The sequence below is a fragment of the Microbacterium sp. T32 genome (assembly GCF_001619615.1).
In the GTDB taxonomy this organism is placed as follows: domain Bacteria; phylum Actinomycetota; class Actinomycetes; order Actinomycetales; family Microbacteriaceae; genus Microbacterium.
Window position 1 is genome coordinate 16,758 of record NZ_LQQP01000002.1, and the last position, 14,006, is coordinate 30,763.

At 71.2% G+C, this 14,006-nt stretch carries 17 protein-coding genes; 11 read left to right on the forward strand and 6 right to left on the reverse strand.

Annotated elements, in window-relative coordinates:
- Positions 1 to 59 precede the first annotated feature (59 nt).
- Positions 60 to 386 (forward strand): hypothetical protein, encoded by a 327-nt coding sequence (locus tag AVW09_RS00895; protein ID WP_063256226.1) that lies wholly within the window; start codon positions 60 to 62, stop codon positions 384 to 386.
- A gap of 66 nt (positions 387 to 452) precedes the next feature.
- Here the strand turns inward: AVW09_RS00895 and AVW09_RS00900 are convergent, their stop codons facing one another.
- A complete protein-coding gene (locus AVW09_RS00900; RefSeq protein WP_063256227.1) occupies positions 453 to 1,010 on the reverse strand; it encodes a Dps family protein in 558 nt (185 codons plus the stop codon).
- Between the two features lie 165 nt (positions 1,011 to 1,175).
- Between AVW09_RS00900 and AVW09_RS00905 the strand changes: the two genes are divergently transcribed.
- Positions 1,176 to 2,984 (forward strand): glycoside hydrolase family 15 protein, encoded by a 1,809-nt coding sequence (locus tag AVW09_RS00905; protein ID WP_063256228.1) that lies wholly within the window; start codon positions 1,176 to 1,178, stop codon positions 2,982 to 2,984.
- Positions 2,985 to 3,038: 54 nt separating this feature from the next.
- Complete coding sequence (locus AVW09_RS00910) at positions 3,039 to 3,932, forward strand: SDR family oxidoreductase (RefSeq protein WP_063256229.1); 894 nt, start codon at positions 3,039 to 3,041, stop codon at positions 3,930 to 3,932.
- A 157-nt stretch (positions 3,933 to 4,089) separates the two neighbouring features.
- Here the strand turns inward: AVW09_RS00910 and AVW09_RS00915 are convergent, their stop codons facing one another.
- The gene (locus tag AVW09_RS00915; protein ID WP_063256230.1) at positions 4,090 to 4,551 is read right to left on the reverse strand and encodes a GNAT family N-acetyltransferase; all 462 of its coding nucleotides are present in this window, start codon (positions 4,549 to 4,551) and stop codon (positions 4,090 to 4,092) included.
- 120 nt (positions 4,552 to 4,671) lie between these two features.
- Here AVW09_RS00915 and AVW09_RS00920 point away from each other — a divergent pair, with 120 nt between their 5' ends.
- Positions 4,672 to 5,604 carry a helix-turn-helix transcriptional regulator gene (locus tag AVW09_RS00920; protein ID WP_063256231.1) on the forward strand — a complete coding sequence of 311 codons (933 nt, stop codon included), beginning with the start codon at positions 4,672 to 4,674 and terminating at the stop codon, positions 5,602 to 5,604.
- Between the two features lie 13 nt (positions 5,605 to 5,617).
- Here the strand turns inward: AVW09_RS00920 and AVW09_RS00925 are convergent, their stop codons facing one another.
- Entirely contained in the window at positions 5,618 to 5,878 is a 261-nt protein-coding gene (locus AVW09_RS00925; RefSeq protein WP_063256232.1) for a hypothetical protein, read from the reverse strand.
- A gap of 142 nt (positions 5,879 to 6,020) precedes the next feature.
- On the opposite strand from AVW09_RS00925, the gene AVW09_RS17835 reads away from it, so the two are divergent.
- On the forward strand, positions 6,021 to 6,179 hold the full coding sequence (locus tag AVW09_RS17835) for a hypothetical protein (RefSeq protein WP_022880165.1): 159 nt from the start codon (positions 6,021 to 6,023) through the stop codon (positions 6,177 to 6,179).
- Between the two features lie 14 nt (positions 6,180 to 6,193).
- Here AVW09_RS17835 and AVW09_RS00930 read toward each other — a convergent pair whose 3' ends face one another.
- Positions 6,194 to 7,213 carry an epimerase gene (locus tag AVW09_RS00930; RefSeq protein ID WP_063256233.1) on the reverse strand — a complete coding sequence of 340 codons (1,020 nt, stop codon included), beginning with the start codon at positions 7,211 to 7,213 and terminating at the stop codon, positions 6,194 to 6,196.
- Positions 7,214 to 7,267: 54 nt separating this feature from the next.
- Between AVW09_RS00930 and AVW09_RS00935 the strand changes: the two genes are divergently transcribed.
- The 5 genes from AVW09_RS00935 (at position 7,268) to AVW09_RS00955 (ending at position 11,869) form a co-directional block, all read left to right on the forward strand.
- The gene (locus tag AVW09_RS00935; protein ID WP_063256234.1) at positions 7,268 to 7,864 is read left to right on the forward strand and encodes a hypothetical protein; all 597 of its coding nucleotides are present in this window, start codon (positions 7,268 to 7,270) and stop codon (positions 7,862 to 7,864) included.
- 256 nt (positions 7,865 to 8,120) lie between these two features.
- Positions 8,121 to 8,678: a copper resistance CopC family protein gene (locus tag AVW09_RS00940; protein ID WP_063256235.1), complete on the forward strand. Its 558-nt coding sequence runs from the start codon at positions 8,121 to 8,123 to the stop codon at positions 8,676 to 8,678.
- Between the two features lie 10 nt (positions 8,679 to 8,688).
- Complete coding sequence (locus tag AVW09_RS00945; protein WP_063256236.1) at positions 8,689 to 9,222, forward strand: copper chaperone PCu(A)C; 534 nt, start codon at positions 8,689 to 8,691, stop codon at positions 9,220 to 9,222.
- A complete protein-coding gene (locus AVW09_RS00950; RefSeq protein ID WP_063256237.1) occupies positions 9,222 to 10,445 on the forward strand; it encodes a Dyp-type peroxidase in 1,224 nt (407 codons plus the stop codon). Before AVW09_RS00945 ends, AVW09_RS00950 begins: the two co-directional genes overlap by 1 nt.
- Entirely contained in the window at positions 10,442 to 11,869 is a 1,428-nt protein-coding gene (locus tag AVW09_RS00955; protein ID WP_063256238.1) for a PepSY-associated TM helix domain-containing protein, read from the forward strand. Before AVW09_RS00950 ends, AVW09_RS00955 begins: the two co-directional genes overlap by 4 nt.
- A gap of 6 nt (positions 11,870 to 11,875) precedes the next feature.
- Here the strand turns inward: AVW09_RS00955 and AVW09_RS00960 are convergent, their stop codons facing one another.
- Positions 11,876 to 12,292, reverse strand: coding sequence for a hypothetical protein (locus tag AVW09_RS00960; RefSeq protein WP_063256239.1), 417 nt, complete (start codon positions 12,290 to 12,292; stop codon positions 11,876 to 11,878).
- 134 nt (positions 12,293 to 12,426) lie between these two features.
- On the opposite strand from AVW09_RS00960, the gene AVW09_RS00965 reads away from it, so the two are divergent.
- On the forward strand, positions 12,427 to 13,419 hold the full coding sequence (locus tag AVW09_RS00965) for an aldo/keto reductase (protein ID WP_063256240.1): 993 nt from the start codon (positions 12,427 to 12,429) through the stop codon (positions 13,417 to 13,419).
- A gap of 68 nt (positions 13,420 to 13,487) precedes the next feature.
- On the opposite strand, the gene AVW09_RS00970 is transcribed toward AVW09_RS00965, so the two are convergent.
- On the reverse strand, positions 13,488 to 13,940 hold the full coding sequence (locus AVW09_RS00970; RefSeq protein WP_063256241.1) for an SRPBCC family protein: 453 nt from the start codon (positions 13,938 to 13,940) through the stop codon (positions 13,488 to 13,490).
- Positions 13,941 to 14,006 lie beyond the last annotated feature (66 nt).

The following is a 14,006-nucleotide window of genomic DNA, read 5'->3' on the forward strand; positions in this document are numbered from 1 at the left end:
ACGACGGACGCGGGGCACGCCTACAGTCGTGTCATCACTCCACCCGAGAGGAGCCGAACATGGAGTCTCTGCCGATGATTGCGACCGCGGTCGGCCTCATGCTCTCGGGCTCGGCTTCCGTTCTCGGCGGCATGAAGTGGATGCTCGACCGTGTCGAAAAACGGACCAGCGCGCGCTTCGACCGGGTGGATCAGCGCTTCGACCGTCTGGAAGCGCACACGGACGCACGATTCGCCGAGGTCGACCGCCGATTCGCCGATGTCGACCGCCGATTCGCCGATGTCGACCGCCGACTCCAAGAGGTCGGCGGGTCTCTCACCGAGCTGAAGGTCGCCGTCGCCCGCATGGAGGGGCCGCATCCGCCGTTCCTCATCGCACGCGGCTGACTCGCGCCGAATTGACGGATGCCGAGGCCCCGAGGCCCCGGCATCCGGTGTCGTCTTCCGCTGCGGCTACTTCCGCGCGACGCGGTTCTCCGCGCTGACCATCCACGACAGCTGCTCGAGCCGCTCGAGGATGGAGTGGAGGATGTCGGCGCTCGTCGGGTCTTCCTCGTCGACGTCGTCGTGCACGTCGCGGACGGTGCCGACCGTCGCGTCGATGCGCTCGGTGATGAGGTCGACGACCTCGGCCGTGTCGACCTCGCCCTGCGGGAACTCCGGCAGCGTGGTCGTCTCGGCGATCGTGTCGCTGCGGCCGTCGGGTAGCGCGTGCAGCGAGCGCATACGCTCGGCGACGGTGTCGCTGAACTCGCGGGCGGCGTCGATGATCTCGTCGAGCTGCAGGTGGGTGTCGCGGAAGTTCTTGCCGACGACGTTCCAGTGCGCCTGCTTGCCCTGGATCGACAGCTCGATGAGGTCGACGAGGACGGCCTGCAGGCTGTCGGTCAGCTTCTCCGAGGCCTGGAAACCCTTCTCGGCGTTCTGCTCCTCGGTGGTCTCGGGGCCGCTGCCGCCGCGGGCCGGGCGACGGCGGTTCTTGGTCGGGGCGTCCTTCGTGGTGGTGGACATGCGCGTTCCTTTCACTCGCGGTCGTTCTCGACGTTAGGTCGGACACCCCGCGGGGATCCGGGGGTTGCCAGCGCGGATATGCCGCGGTAGCGACGCCCCGTACCCGCTCGACCCGGGATCGACAACCCCCGGAGCCCAGCCCGGAGCGGTTCCTACCGTGGGACCGTGCCCACGACCCCGCCCTCGCCGTCCCGCCCGCTGCGCGACTACGCCGCGATCGGCGACGGACGCACGGTCGCGCTGATCGGGCTCGACGGTTCCGTCGACTGGCTGCCGCTGCCGAACCTCCACTCGCGTCCCGTGTTCGCGCGGCTCGTCGACGAGTCCGCGGGCGGCTGCATCGAACTCGCGCCGGTCGGGGACTACACGGTGAAGCGGCGCTACGTCCCGCGCACCAACGTCCTCGAGACGACCTTCACGACCGCGACCGGGGTGGCGAAGCTGACGGATGCCATGGTCACCGGCATCGCGGGCCGCTTGCCGTGGGCCGAGCTCGCGCGGCGTGTCGAGGGGGTGCGGGGCGAGGTCGAGTTCGCGTGGGGCGTGCAGCCGGGCACGATGTTGCGTTCGGCCGCGCCGTGGACCGAACGCATCGACGGGTTCTCCATCATGCGGATCGGTCACGTCTCCCTCGCCGTGGTCGGCCACGAGCATGGCATCCACGGGCAACCCGACGAGCGGAGCGAGAGCATCTCGGGCGGGTTCACGACCGCGAAGGGCTCGCGCCACCTCCTCGTGATCGCCGCGACCGAGGGCGAACCGCTGAGGGTCCCCGACGCGCAGAACGTCGACCGAGGGATCGACCGGACCATCGGCGGGTGGCAGATGTGGTCGGACGAGTTCTCGTACGACGGCCCGTGGGCGGACGACGTACAGCGCAGCGCGCTCGCGCTCAAGCTCCTGCTGTTCAGCCCGACGGGCGCGATCGCCGCCGCGGCGACGACCTCGCTGCCCGAGAATCCGCGCGGCGGCAAGAACTGGGACTACCGCTTCGCCTGGGTGCGCGACCTCGCGTACACCGCGCACGCGTGGGTCGGTTTCGGCCTGCGCGAGGAGACGCACGCGGCCCTGTCCTGGATGCTCCGCACGATCCGCGAGAACGGTCCCGAGGTGCGCGTCATGTACACGCTCGACGGCGGCGCGGACATCGGCCTCGAGAAGCACGAGGTGCCCGGGTGGAACGGCATCCGTCCCGTCGTCACGGGCAATCCCGCCCAGGGGCAGCTGCAGCTCGGTGTCTACGGCGACCTCCTCGCGATCTGCCGCACCTACGTCGAAGCCGGGAACCGCCTCGACACCCAGACCGGGCGGCTCCTCGCCGACGTCGCCGACCGCACGTGCGACCTGTGGCGGCGCGAGGACTCGGGCATGTGGGAGCTGCCCGAACTCGAGCACTACACGTCGTCGAAGATGGGCTGCTGGAAAGCGCTGGACGACGCGCAGTGGCTCGCGGACGGCGGGCACATCCCCGACAACGGCGACCGTTGGCGCGCCGAGCGCGACCGCATCCACGCGTGGGTCGAGGAGAACTGCTGGTCCGAGACCCTGCAGGCGTACACGCTGCGGCCCGGGTCCGACGACCTCGACGCCTCGGTGCTCCTGCACGCGCCCACCGGTTTCGATCGCGGTGAGCGCATGTCGAGGACCGTGGATGCCATCACCGCACGCCTCGGAACCTCGAACCACCTCGTCTACCGCTACACCGGCATGGACCAGGAGGAGCACACGTTCGTCGCGTGCGCGTTCTGGCGCGCGACGGCCCTCGCGTGCGTCGGCCGTCACGCCGAGGCGATCGAGGCGATGGACGCGCTCGTCGCCCAGGCCAACGACGTCGGCATGTTCGCCGAGATGATCGCCGAGGACGACGGGGCGTTCTGGGGCAACCTCCCGCAGGCGCTCAGTCACCTCGCGCTCATCAACGCCGCCCTCGTCATCCGGGAGGTGGTCGACGAGGCAGACCTCGGCGACCGCTGACCTTCCCCCGTCGGGGCGGCACGCGCCCCGGCATCCCCCCTGAAAGGACTCGCCATGACCAGCCAGTACACCTTCACCGACCCCGCGAAGCTCTACGCCGACATCGAACCCTCGAAGCAGCACCAGCCCGAGCCGGGCCTGGATGCCGAGCTGTCGCCGAAGGCCGCCCTGGGCGAGGATACGTACGTCGGCAGCGGCCGGCTCGAGGGGCGCAAGGCCCTCATCACCGGCGCCGACTCGGGCATCGGCGCGGCCACCGCGATCGCGTTCGCCCGCGAGGGCGCCTCGGTCGCGATGTCGTACCTGCCGGAGGAGAAGGAGGATGCCGACCGCATCGCCGGCATCCTGCGCGAGGCCGGCGCGACCGTCGCGCAGATCCCCGGCGACCTGCGTGACCCCGAGTACTGCCGCGCGCTCGTCGCGCGGGCGGTCGAGGAGCTCGGCGGGCTCGACATCCTCGTGAACAACGGCGGCAAGCAGCTGTTCAACGAAGACCTCGAGACCCTCACCGACGAGCAGTTCGACGCCACGTTCAAGACGAACGTGTACGCGATGTTCTGGGTGACCAAGGCGGCCCTGCCGCACCTTCCGGCCGGGTCGGCGATCATCAACACGACCTCGATCCAGGCATACTCGCCGTCGGCGATCCTCGTCGACTACGCCTCGACGAAGGCGACGATCAACGCGTTCACCAAGGCGCTCGGTCAGCAGCTGGCCCCGAAGGGCATCCGCGTCAACGCCGTCGCCCCGGGTCCCATCTGGACGCCGCTGCAGGTGTCGGACGGGCAGCCCCAGGAGAAGGTCGCCGAGTTCGGGGAGGAGACGCCCCTCGGTCGCATGGGACAGCCCGCCGAGCTCGCGCCGGCCTACGTGTACCTGGCATCCGCGGAATCCAGCTACGTCATCGGCGAGACCCTGAACGTCAACGGCGGGATGCCGACGCCCTAAGGCTGCGCCACGGGTCGGGTCGGGGTCTGCAGCGACCCCGCCCGGCCCGTTGAGTGTCCAAGACACGCGGACGGTCGGCCGTGGCATCCGCGTGTCTGGGACACCGAAGGTGGAAAACGGGCAGGGCGCGGGCCGAACGTCGGCGGATGCCGCGGTGTCAGGCGAGCGGCTTGCGGTAGAAGATCTCTCCGTCGGCGGTCGTCTCGGTGCGGTGGTAGCCCTCGCGCTCGTAGAGGCGCTGATTCGCTTCGCTCAGGCCACCGGTGAAGAGCTCGGCTTCGGTGGCGCCAGCCGCGCGCCCCCGCTTCTCGACGGCCGCGAGGAGTTTCGACCCGAGGCCGCCGCCCTGCTGATCCGGGGCGATCGCGAGACGCCCGATGAGCAGCAGGTCGCCCGATATGCGTGCCCGGACGGCGCCCACGACGCGGTGCCCGACGATGGCGACACAGCCGAGGTTCTCGACGAGTTCTGCCTCGAGCTCCTCCAGGGTCTGCGTGAGCGGCGGCATATCGGGATCGCCGTAGATCAGCGCTTCGCTGGCGAAGGCCGCGCGTTGGATCGTCAGCACCTCGCCCGCGTCGTCGGGATGGATGTCTCGGATGACGGGCGAGTCGGTCATGGGAGCGCCTTTCTGTGGCAGGGGTGAACTATCGGGGGCGAGAAGAACGTGCCGGCGGGGTCCGCGGGTTAACTACTATGGCGGTGGCGCAGTCCAGCGGGAGCGAGGTGCCGCAGGTCCATGAGCAGCGACTACTTCGACGCGCGCTGGCGCGCGGACGAACCGGCCGCGGCGCTCGAATGGTTGCGCACCCAGTATGGGCGGGTCGACGTCCAGGCCGACACCGGTTCCGTCGCGGAACGCGCGGCGGGCGACGACGGGTTCGCCCTTCGACGGCTGTCGTGGGACTGCCGCGCCGAGGTCGTCTACGAGGCGGATCGGTTCTTCTTCGCCACCTCCACTCCCGGGTACGCCTGGCGAATCGGGTCGGTCGAGGGGGAGTACAGCGTCGCGCCCGGCATCGTGCAGCCCGGTCAGGAATTCCTCGGGCGGGCGGACGGCACGGTCGTCGAGATGGTCGCCTTCGACGCTGCGCACCTCACCGAAGCGGCGCGCGTCATCTACGGAGACGACGACCTCGAGGTGAGATTCGACGGGACGGCGCCCGTGTCGCCGCGGCTCCGCGACTACTGGCTCGCGACGCTGCGTTGGTCGCTCACCCAGCTGCCACTGCTGTCCGAGCCGCTGGTGCGCGCCCACGTCCGGCGCGCGATCGTGGCGGCGACCCTCGAGGCCTTCCCCCTCGCGGGCGATCCCCGCGAACGCCGGGCGTCGGCGCTCGAACAGGCCGCGATCTACGCGGCCGCAGCGAGCTGGATGGACGATCACGCATCCCTCCCGGTGACCGCGGACGACGCCGCACGCGCGGTGGGTACGTCCGCCGCCGGTCTCCGGCGAGCCTTCCTGGCGAACGGGCACCTCGCCCACACCCCGGAGGACTACCTCGCTCAGGTCCGCGTGAGCGCCGCGCACATCGACCTCGTGGCATCCGATCCGACGCGGTCGTCCGTGGGGGAGATCGCCCTGCGGTGGGGCTTCGTCGACGTGCTCGCGTTCGCCGCCGCCTACCGCGCGGCCTACCGGACGGATCCGCAGGCCACGCTCGAGCGCTGACGCGCGCGCTGACTCAGCGATCGCGGTCGGTGTACTCGCCGGGCCGTTCGACGTCGTCGCGGTCCTCATCGCCGTCGGGGAGCTGGACGTCGGTGTACGACCCGGGCTCGTCGGCGCGCGGACGCGCGTCGGTGCCGTCGGCACGCTCGTTGTCGACGTACTCGCCGGGCGCGTCGAGGTTGCGGCCCGCCTCCTCGCCGTCGGGGAGCTGGACCTCGGTGTACTCGCCCTCTTCCGGGCCGGTGCCGTGTCCGGTGGTGTCGCGATCGCCCATGATGCGCCTTTCTGTCGGTGACGCGTCCGACGCTAGACCGGACCATCCGCACGCGGAGGGTGCTTGACACGCGCGTGCCTCGCCGCCGAGGTCCGTGTCAAGGGCGTGGGCCGACGGAACCCGACAGTGGACAGTGGGGAGCATGCCAGCACTCGCCATCCTCCTCATCGTCATCGGACTCGTCTTCCTGTTCCTCGGCATCTTCGTCGAGGCCGTGAAGTTCCTCCTGTGGATCGGGATCATCATCCTGATCATCGGCGTCATCGCCGCGCTGCTGCGCTTCGTGCGCCGCAACACCTGACCGATCGGCTCTTCTCAAGCCGAGAAGAGATCGCGGGCCCGGGGCCGGCGCACGGATGCCACGGCATCCAGCGCCGGCCCCAGCTCGTCGTACGCGAAGGTGAATCCCGCCCCCGTCAGCACCGCGGGCACAGCCCACCGGCTCTTGAGCACCAGCTCCGGTTCGTTGCGGAGGATCGCCATCGCGGGGTCGAGCATCCACCGGAACGCCGGGAGGCCCACCAGCATCCCCGCGACGCGCCGCACCTCGCGCATGAGGGTGCGGTTGTCGCTCACGCCGGGAGCTGCGAGGTTGACGGGCCCGGCGATGTCGTCCCGGTCGCGCAGGAAGCGGACGGATGCCACGACGTCGTCGATATGGATCCAGCTGAACCGCTGCCGTCCCCGCGTGCGGTGCCACGACGACCACACGGATCCGGTCGGTCGCGTCCCGATGCCGCGGTAACGGCGGTGCGGGAACCACCAGCTGTCGATCTGCGGCCCGCCGAGGCCCAACGTGCCCAGGGCGAGGAGCATGCGCGTGGCCGGGCCGTCGCCGAGCACGATCGCCATGCGGAGGGCGACGCGGCGCGTCGCGGGGAGGTCTCCGTCGAAGAACGCCCGTTCCCAGCTCGTGGCGACATCGACCGAGAACCCGTCGCCGATCACGCCGTCGACCTCGTCGTTGCCACGCTCGGTCTCGTGTCGGTAGATGGTCGCGGTCGAGGCGTTCATCCAGACGCGGGGCGGGCGCGCGGCATCCTGGACCGCCCGGTGGAGAGCGCGGGTCGTGTCCACCCGGGAGCGCAGGATCTCGTCGCGGTTCGCGTCCGTGTAGCGGCAGGACACGATCTTGCCCGCGAGGTTCACGAGGACGTCGGCGCCGTCGACGAGCCGCGCGATTCCGGCCGGATCGCCCCACGTCGCGGTGCCGGTGCGGCCGATCGTGACGACGTCGTAGCCGTCCTCGCGGAACGCCGCAGTGAGGGCGCGGCCGACGAAGCCGCTCGCGCCGGCGATGACGACGCGCGGCGGGGCATCCGGGGAGGCTGTCATCCGGCCAGCCTAGGGGTGGCGGCAGAACCTCCGCCCGGCTGACACAATGGGGGCATGCGACGACAGGGCCGGGGCACGCGCGTCGTGCGCGGAGCCGTCGCCGCGAGCGTCGCCACCTTCGTGGCCCTTCTCTCCCACGTCACCGCCGGCGGGGCGGTCCCCGGGATCTTCGGAATCATCGTTCCCCTCGCCCTTTCCTTCCTCGTGTGCGTCGCGTTCGCCGGACGCCGCCCGTCGCTCTGGCGGCTCGGCCCGGCGGTCGCGCTGAGTCAGGTGCTGTTCCACACCCTCTTCGTGCTCGGCACGTACGGCACCGGTCGCGCCGCGCACGTCCACGGCGTCGCCACCGTTCTCGACGGCCCCGCAGGCCCGGTGGTCACGGCCGACGCCGCGATGGGCGGCTGGCACCTCATCGCCGCCGCACTGACCACGCTGGCCCTGCACCGGGGTGAGACCACCGTGGCACTGCTTCGGGTGCTCGCCGACCGCCTCGTTGTCTGGCTCCGTGCCCGTGCCGCGATCATCGCCACCGGCCCGGTTCCGGTTGCGCTGCGCCGTGTCCACGTCGTCCTGATCGAGGTCATCCGCCCGATCTCGCTGCTGCTCGCCGCTTCCCTTCGGCGACGCGGGCCACCCCTCTTCGCGCTCTGACGCCCCGATTCCCTTCCCGCGGGGAGGGATGCCGTCGACCCTGCGCCCCGTGGGCGCTGACGGACGCGGTGCCGGCGACAGAGCTTCGCTCACCTGACATCCACCGGGGTCGTCGCGCGTAGCGCGCGGGGATCGGCGTCCGCCGACGTGCGGAGGCGGACCCGTAGGGCCCTCGGCGTCCCCGTCCGGTGCGCCTTCGTGCGCGCCCGCGCGGCCGTCATTCGACGGATGCTCCGGCATCCGGGAAGAGGTTCCCATGCATCGCCTCCGTGTCGTCGCGGCGGGGATCGCCGTGGCCGTCGTCGCCGTCGTGGCGTCGGTCGTCCCGGCATCCGCGCACGACGAACTGCTCTCCAGCTCACCCTCCGTGGGTGAGCGCCTGCCCAGTGCTCCCGATGAGATCTCGCTGCGGTTCTCAGCCGACGTCATGGACGTCGGTGCACAGGTGATCGTCGCCGACGGCGACGGTACCGACTGGGTGGCGGCCGACCCCGTCGTGGCATCCGGGACCGTCTCGGTGCTCCTCCAGGGCGGGATGCCGGTCGCCGGATACGAGGTGCGCTGGCGCGTCGTCTCGGCCGACGGCCACCCCATCTCGGGGGTCATCCCGTTCACCGTCGGAGACGCCTCACCGCTCGAACGCGCCGCGGCCTCGGCAGCACCCTCCCCGGAGGCGGCCCCCGCCTCCACTGGCGACGCGGGAGTCCCTCGCGTCGTCGTCACCGCCGCGATCGGGGCGGGCCTCGCGCTCGCCGTGTTCCTCGCGGTCACTCTTCTCCTCCGTCGCCGCGGTCCCCGCGGCGGCCAGTCCTGAAAGGCTCCCCATGTCTGTTCGCACCACCTCCCTCCTGCGTCTGAGCGCCCTCACCCTCGCTGCGACCGTCGCCCTCTCCGGATGCGCGTCGACCGCACCGGCGCCCGCCGGACCGCAGGCCGACACGTTCTCCACCGCCGACGTCTGGGTCAAAGCCGCCGACGCCGGGATGAGCGCCGGCTTCGGAGAGCTCCGCAACGACGGCGACACCGACCTCACGGTCGTGTCGGCCACCAGCCCCGCGACCTCCGCGATGGAACTGCACGAGACCGTGCAGAACGAGTCCGGTCAGATGGTGATGCGCCCGATCGAGGGCGGGTTCGTCATCCCCGCGCACGGCGCGATCACCCTCGAGCCCGGCGGCAACCACCTCATGTTCATGGACGTCACGTCACCGTTGCGCGTCGGCGACGAGACCACGATCACCCTGACCTTCGCGGACGACTCCACCGCGCAGATCACCGCCCCCGTGAAGGAGTTCGCCGGCGCGAACGAGAACTACGAGGGCGGCATGGACATGGGCTCCTCGGAGTCGGGTCACTGATGGCTCATCGCGATCGACCCGCTCGGGGCGGTCGCGGCCTCGGCCGGCGGGGGTTCCTTCTCGGGGGAGCCGTCGCCGGCGCGGGGGCCGTCGCCGCGATCGGCATCGACGCCGTCATCTCGGCCGAAGCGACGGATGCCATGGTCTCGCCGCCGCTGAACGGTGACGTCGTCGTGCCCTTCCACGGTGCACACCAGGCCGGGATCGACACGGATGCCCAAGCGCACGTGTCGCTCGTCGCGCTCGACCTGCGGGGGGACACCGACCGCGACGCCCTGCGTCGTCTCATGCGCCTGCTCACGGACGACGCCGTGCGCCTGACGAGGGGACAGGGCGCCCTGGCGGACACCGAGCCGGAGCTGGCCGTGTCGCCCGCGCGTCTGACGGTGACGTTCGGGTTCGGCCCGGGGTTCGTCGCGCGCGCGGGCGCCGCGGCTCCCGACTGGCTGCGACCGCTGCCCGCCTTCACGATCGACCGGCTCCGGCCCGAGTACGGCGACGGCGACCTGCTGCTGCAGATCGCCGCGGACGATCCGGTCACGGTGGCCCACGCCACGCGCATGCTGCTCAAGGACGCGCGCGCGTTCGCGGCGCCTCGGTGGGTGCAGCAGGGCTTCCGTCGCGCCCACGGGACGACACGGCCGGGGACCACGATGCGAAACCTCTTCGGCCAGGTCGACGGCACGGCCAATCCGCAGCCCGGGACCGCCGGGTTCGACGAGATCGTGTGGTCCCGCGACGGCTGGCTGGCCGGCGGAACGGGGATGGTGGTGCGGCGCATCGCGATGGACCTGGACAAGTGGGATCGGCTGGATCGCCCCGGTCGTGATCAGGCGGTGGGCCGCTTCCAGTCCACGGGCGCGCCTCTCACCGGGACGGACGAGTTCGACGAACCCGACTTCGCAGCCACGGATGCCATCGGCTTCCCCGTGATCCCGGAGTTCTCGCATCTGCGCCGTTCGCGGTCGGACGACCCCGGCCAACGCATCTTCCGCCGCGGGTACAACTACGACGACGCGCCGCCGACGGGCACGGTCTCGGACGCGGGACTGCTGTTCGTCTCGTTCCAGGCCGACATCGATCGGCAGTTCGTCCCCCTGCAGCGTCGACTCGACGAGCTCGACCTGCTCAACGAATGGACGACCCCGATCGGGTCGGCCGTGTTCGCCCTCCCGCCCGGCTGTGCCGAAGGCGGCTTCATCGGAGAAGGAATCCTGTCATGACCACCACCGACGCCGACCGCGCTCCCGCGCTCGCGGCATCCGATCCCTCGCCGCCACGCCCCCGGAAGGGCTGGTTCACGGCGCTCCTGCGGCGCCTGCACTTCTTCGCCGGGGTGCTCGTGGGACCGTTCATCCTGGTCGCCGCGCTGAGCGGGGCGCTGTACGCGATCACGCCGACGCTCGATCGGATCGTGTACGCGCACGAGCTGACCGCGCCCTCGACGGCCGCACCGCTTCCGCTGGCCGACCAGATCGTCGCCGCCGAGCGGTACGTCGGCGGCGACGCGAGCCCCGTCGCCGTGCGGCCCGCTCCGGAGCCGGGCGCGACGACCCGCGTCATGTTCGCGGACCCGTCTCTCGGGGAGAGCGAGACGCGCGCGGTCTTCGTCGACCCCGGAACGGCCGAGATCCGCGGCGACCTCACCGCCTACGGCACGAGCGGCGCGCTGCCCGTGCGCACGTGGGTGAGCGACCTGCACCGGAACCTGCACCTCGGCGAACCCGGACGCTGGTACAGCGAGCTCGCGGCATCCTGGCTCGGAATCGTCGCGCTCGCCGGACTCGGTCTGTGGGTCGGGCGGATGCGACGTGCCCGCCGCGGTCGTGTCGACCTCGTCCGCCCGAACCGTTCCCACCGGGGTTACCGCGGACTGTTCGGGTGGCACGCGTCGATCGGTGTGTGGGTGGTGCTCGGGGCCGTGTTCCTCTCGGCCACCGGGATCACCTGGTCGGCGTTCGCGGGGGCGAACGTCGCCGACCTGCGCGCCGCGGTCGGCGGGGGGACTCCCGCGCTGTCCACCTCACTCGAGGGGGAGACCGGTGCCGGCGGCGAGCACGCGCATCATGGCGGGACGACAGCGGCCCCCAGCGGTGCGGCGAACCCCGCGACCTTCGATGCGGTGCTCGCGATCGCGCAGCGCATCAACGTCAACACGGGTCAGGTGGAGATCAAGCCGCCGTCCGCCGCCGGGAAGGCGTGGGTCGTGCAGGAGATCCAGCGCAGCTTCCCGACCGAAGTGGATGCCGTCGCCATCGACGGTTCCACGATGCAGGTGACCGACCGCATCAACTTCGCGGACTTCCCGCTGCTCGCCAAGCTCTCCCGCTGGGGGATCGACACGCACATGGGGTCGATGTTCGGACTCGCGAACCAGCTGGTGCTGTTCGTCGTCGCCCTGTGTATCGCGGCGCTCGTCGTCCTGGGATACGCGATGTGGTGGAGACGCCGGCCGACGAGCGGCGTCGCCGCCCCTCCCGCGCGCGGGGCGCTGCGCGGCGCGCCCTGGTGGGGGATCGCGCTGGTGCTCGTTGCGGCGGTGTGTCTGGGCATCCTGCTCCCGTTCGTGGGCTACACCCTCGTCGTGTTCGTCGTCCTCGACATCGTGATCGGGCTCGTTCAGCGACGCCGAGGACGTACCGGCTAGGTCGGGTCAGGCGTCGTCGGGGTCGGGGAGGCTCTGCGCGATCCTGCTCGACTCCGCCGAGTCGCGCCCGACGCCGGGCTGGAATCTCGCGATGGGGGAGTCGGCATCCGCGTGCTGTTCCCCGGCGGTCGCGGCGGAGGCCCCGGCGGACTCGTGCGGGTCGTGGCGGGAGGTCGAGCCGCGGGCGTCGTCGGTGCCGTGCTCCCCGTCGCCGTCCGCGGCGCGGGTGCCTACGCCCGGGATGTCGTTCTGACTCGAGACGTTCTGCACGCGGGCCTCGTCGGCGTCGTCGATCTCAGCGGCCGACACGGCGCCCGTGTCGGCGCCGGCCCCGCCCGCGGGAACGTCGGCGGCGAGGCCCTCGGCTTCCGAGACGGTCTTCTCGTGATCGGCGCCGGGCAGGTTCTCGGGGGGAGTGGTCACGGTGGTCCTTCCGGTGGGGTGAGAGCCCACGCTAGGCCGCCGGGCGCAGCGCGGTGACGGGGTTGACGGGACCGGTCGGCCCCGGTGTCGGAGGGGCTGGATAGGCTCGGGGAGACCCCCGAAAGGAACCGCAAATGCAGCAGCGTCCCCTCTCCCGCACAGGCCGCGAGATCTCGGCCATCGGTCTCGGCACCTGGCAGCTCGGGCCGGACTGGGGCGGGGTGAGCGAAGACGCGGCCATGGAGGTGCTCGGGGCCTCCGCCGACGCCGGTGTCACGCTCTTCGACACCGCCGACGTGTACGGCGACGGACGGTCCGAGGAGCTGATCGGCGCATTCCTGCAGAAGACGGATGCCGCGGGCATCACGGTGGCGACCAAGATGGGGCGCCGGGCAGAGCAGATGCCCGAGAACTACACGATGGAGAACTTCCGCGCGTGGACCGATCGGTCGCGCCGCCTCCTCGCGCAGGACACGCTCGACCTGGTGCAGCTGCACTGCCCGCCGTCGGCCGTGATCGACGACGATGCCACGTACGACGCGCTGGATCAGCTGGTGTCCGAGGGCGTGCTCGCGGCGTACGGGGTGTCGGTCGAGACGATGGACCAGGCCCTCTCGGCGCTGCGTCGTCCGAACCTCACCAACCTGCAGATCATCTTCAACCCGTTCCGCCTGAAGCCGCTCGACGAGGTGCTCCCGCTCGCCGCCGAGAAGGGTGTCGCGGTGTTCGCTCGCGTTCCGCTCGCGAGCGGCCTGCTGTCGGGCAAATACACCGCCGACACGACGTTCGACAAGGACGACCACCGCACGTACAACCGCAACGGCGAGGCGTTCGACAAGGGCGAGACGTTCTCGGGCGTCCCCTTCGCCGAGGGTGTCGCCGCGGCCGACGAGCTCAAGGCGGCGCTGCCGGAGGGCGTGACGCTCCCCGCGGCGACGCTCGCGTGGATCGCGTCGCGCGAGGGCGTGACCTCCGTCATCCCGGGGGCGCGCTCGGCGCAGCAGGCGACGGCCAACGCCGCCGCGGCCGACCTGCTCGGGGGCGGGTTCGACGTCGACGCGTTCGACGCGCTCGTGCGCGACGTCTACGACCGTCGCCTGCGCGCCGAGATCCACCCGCAGTGGTGAGCCTCTCCTGACATGACGGATGCCGGATCCCCGAGGGGGTCCGGCATCCGTGTTCGTGCGAGAAGACGTCAGCTGACGTCGCCGCGCCACGCGCCGGACTCGGCGCCGCGCGACTCGATGTACTCCTTGAAGTGCTGGAGGTCCTTCTTGACCGAGTGGTCGTCGGCGCCGAAGACGGCGCCCGCCTTCTCGAGGAGACCCGTGGGCTCCCAGTCGATCTGCACGGTCACGCGCGTCTCGTTGTCGGAGAGGCGGTGGAACGTGACGACGCCGGCGTGATTCTCCTCGCCGCCGACACTGTTCCACGCGACGCGCTCGTCGGGGTGCTGCTCGGTGATCTCGGCGTCGAACTCGCGCTCCGCGCCCGCGATCTTGACCTTCCAGTGCGTGAGCGTGTCGGTCTTCTGCGTGATGGACTCGACGAAGCTCATGAAGTGGGGGAACTCCTCGAACTGCGTCCACTGGTTGTAGGCGACGCGGACGGGAACGTCGACGTCGATGGTTTCGATGACCTGGGCCATGATGTCCTTTCGTGGGGTTATCCGGGGCTGAGCCCAGTCTTCGCGCGATCTCTTCCGGCGGCCCCG

What these genes read in the sequence shown, in the direction of transcription:
- AVW09_RS00895 (WP_063256226.1), top strand. Translation starts at nt 60, where the DNA reads ATGGAGTCTCTGCCGATGATTGCGACCGCGGTCGGCCTCATGCTCTCG.
- AVW09_RS00900 (WP_063256227.1), bottom strand. Translation starts at nt 1,010, where the DNA reads ATGTCCACCACCACGAAGGACGCCCCGACCAAGAACCGCCGTCGCCCG.
- AVW09_RS00910 (WP_063256229.1), top strand. Translation starts at nt 3,039, where the DNA reads ATGACCAGCCAGTACACCTTCACCGACCCCGCGAAGCTCTACGCCGAC.
- AVW09_RS00915 (WP_063256230.1), bottom strand. Translation starts at nt 4,551, where the DNA reads ATGACCGACTCGCCCGTCATCCGAGACATCCATCCCGACGACGCGGGC.
- AVW09_RS00920 (WP_063256231.1), top strand. Translation starts at nt 4,672, where the DNA reads ATGAGCAGCGACTACTTCGACGCGCGCTGGCGCGCGGACGAACCGGCC.
- AVW09_RS00925 (WP_063256232.1), bottom strand. Translation starts at nt 5,878, where the DNA reads ATGGGCGATCGCGACACCACCGGACACGGCACCGGCCCGGAAGAGGGC.
- AVW09_RS17835 (WP_022880165.1), top strand. Translation starts at nt 6,021, where the DNA reads ATGCCAGCACTCGCCATCCTCCTCATCGTCATCGGACTCGTCTTCCTG.
- AVW09_RS00930 (WP_063256233.1), bottom strand. Translation starts at nt 7,213, where the DNA reads ATGACAGCCTCCCCGGATGCCCCGCCGCGCGTCGTCATCGCCGGCGCG.
- AVW09_RS00935 (WP_063256234.1), top strand. Translation starts at nt 7,268, where the DNA reads ATGCGACGACAGGGCCGGGGCACGCGCGTCGTGCGCGGAGCCGTCGCC.
- AVW09_RS00940 (WP_063256235.1), top strand. Translation starts at nt 8,121, where the DNA reads ATGCATCGCCTCCGTGTCGTCGCGGCGGGGATCGCCGTGGCCGTCGTC.
- AVW09_RS00945 (WP_063256236.1), top strand. Translation starts at nt 8,689, where the DNA reads ATGTCTGTTCGCACCACCTCCCTCCTGCGTCTGAGCGCCCTCACCCTC.
- AVW09_RS00950 (WP_063256237.1), top strand. Translation starts at nt 9,222, where the DNA reads ATGGCTCATCGCGATCGACCCGCTCGGGGCGGTCGCGGCCTCGGCCGG.
- AVW09_RS00955 (WP_063256238.1), top strand. Translation starts at nt 10,442, where the DNA reads ATGACCACCACCGACGCCGACCGCGCTCCCGCGCTCGCGGCATCCGAT.
- AVW09_RS00965 (WP_063256240.1), top strand. Translation starts at nt 12,427, where the DNA reads ATGCAGCAGCGTCCCCTCTCCCGCACAGGCCGCGAGATCTCGGCCATC.
- AVW09_RS00970 (WP_063256241.1), bottom strand. Translation starts at nt 13,940, where the DNA reads ATGGCCCAGGTCATCGAAACCATCGACGTCGACGTTCCCGTCCGCGTC.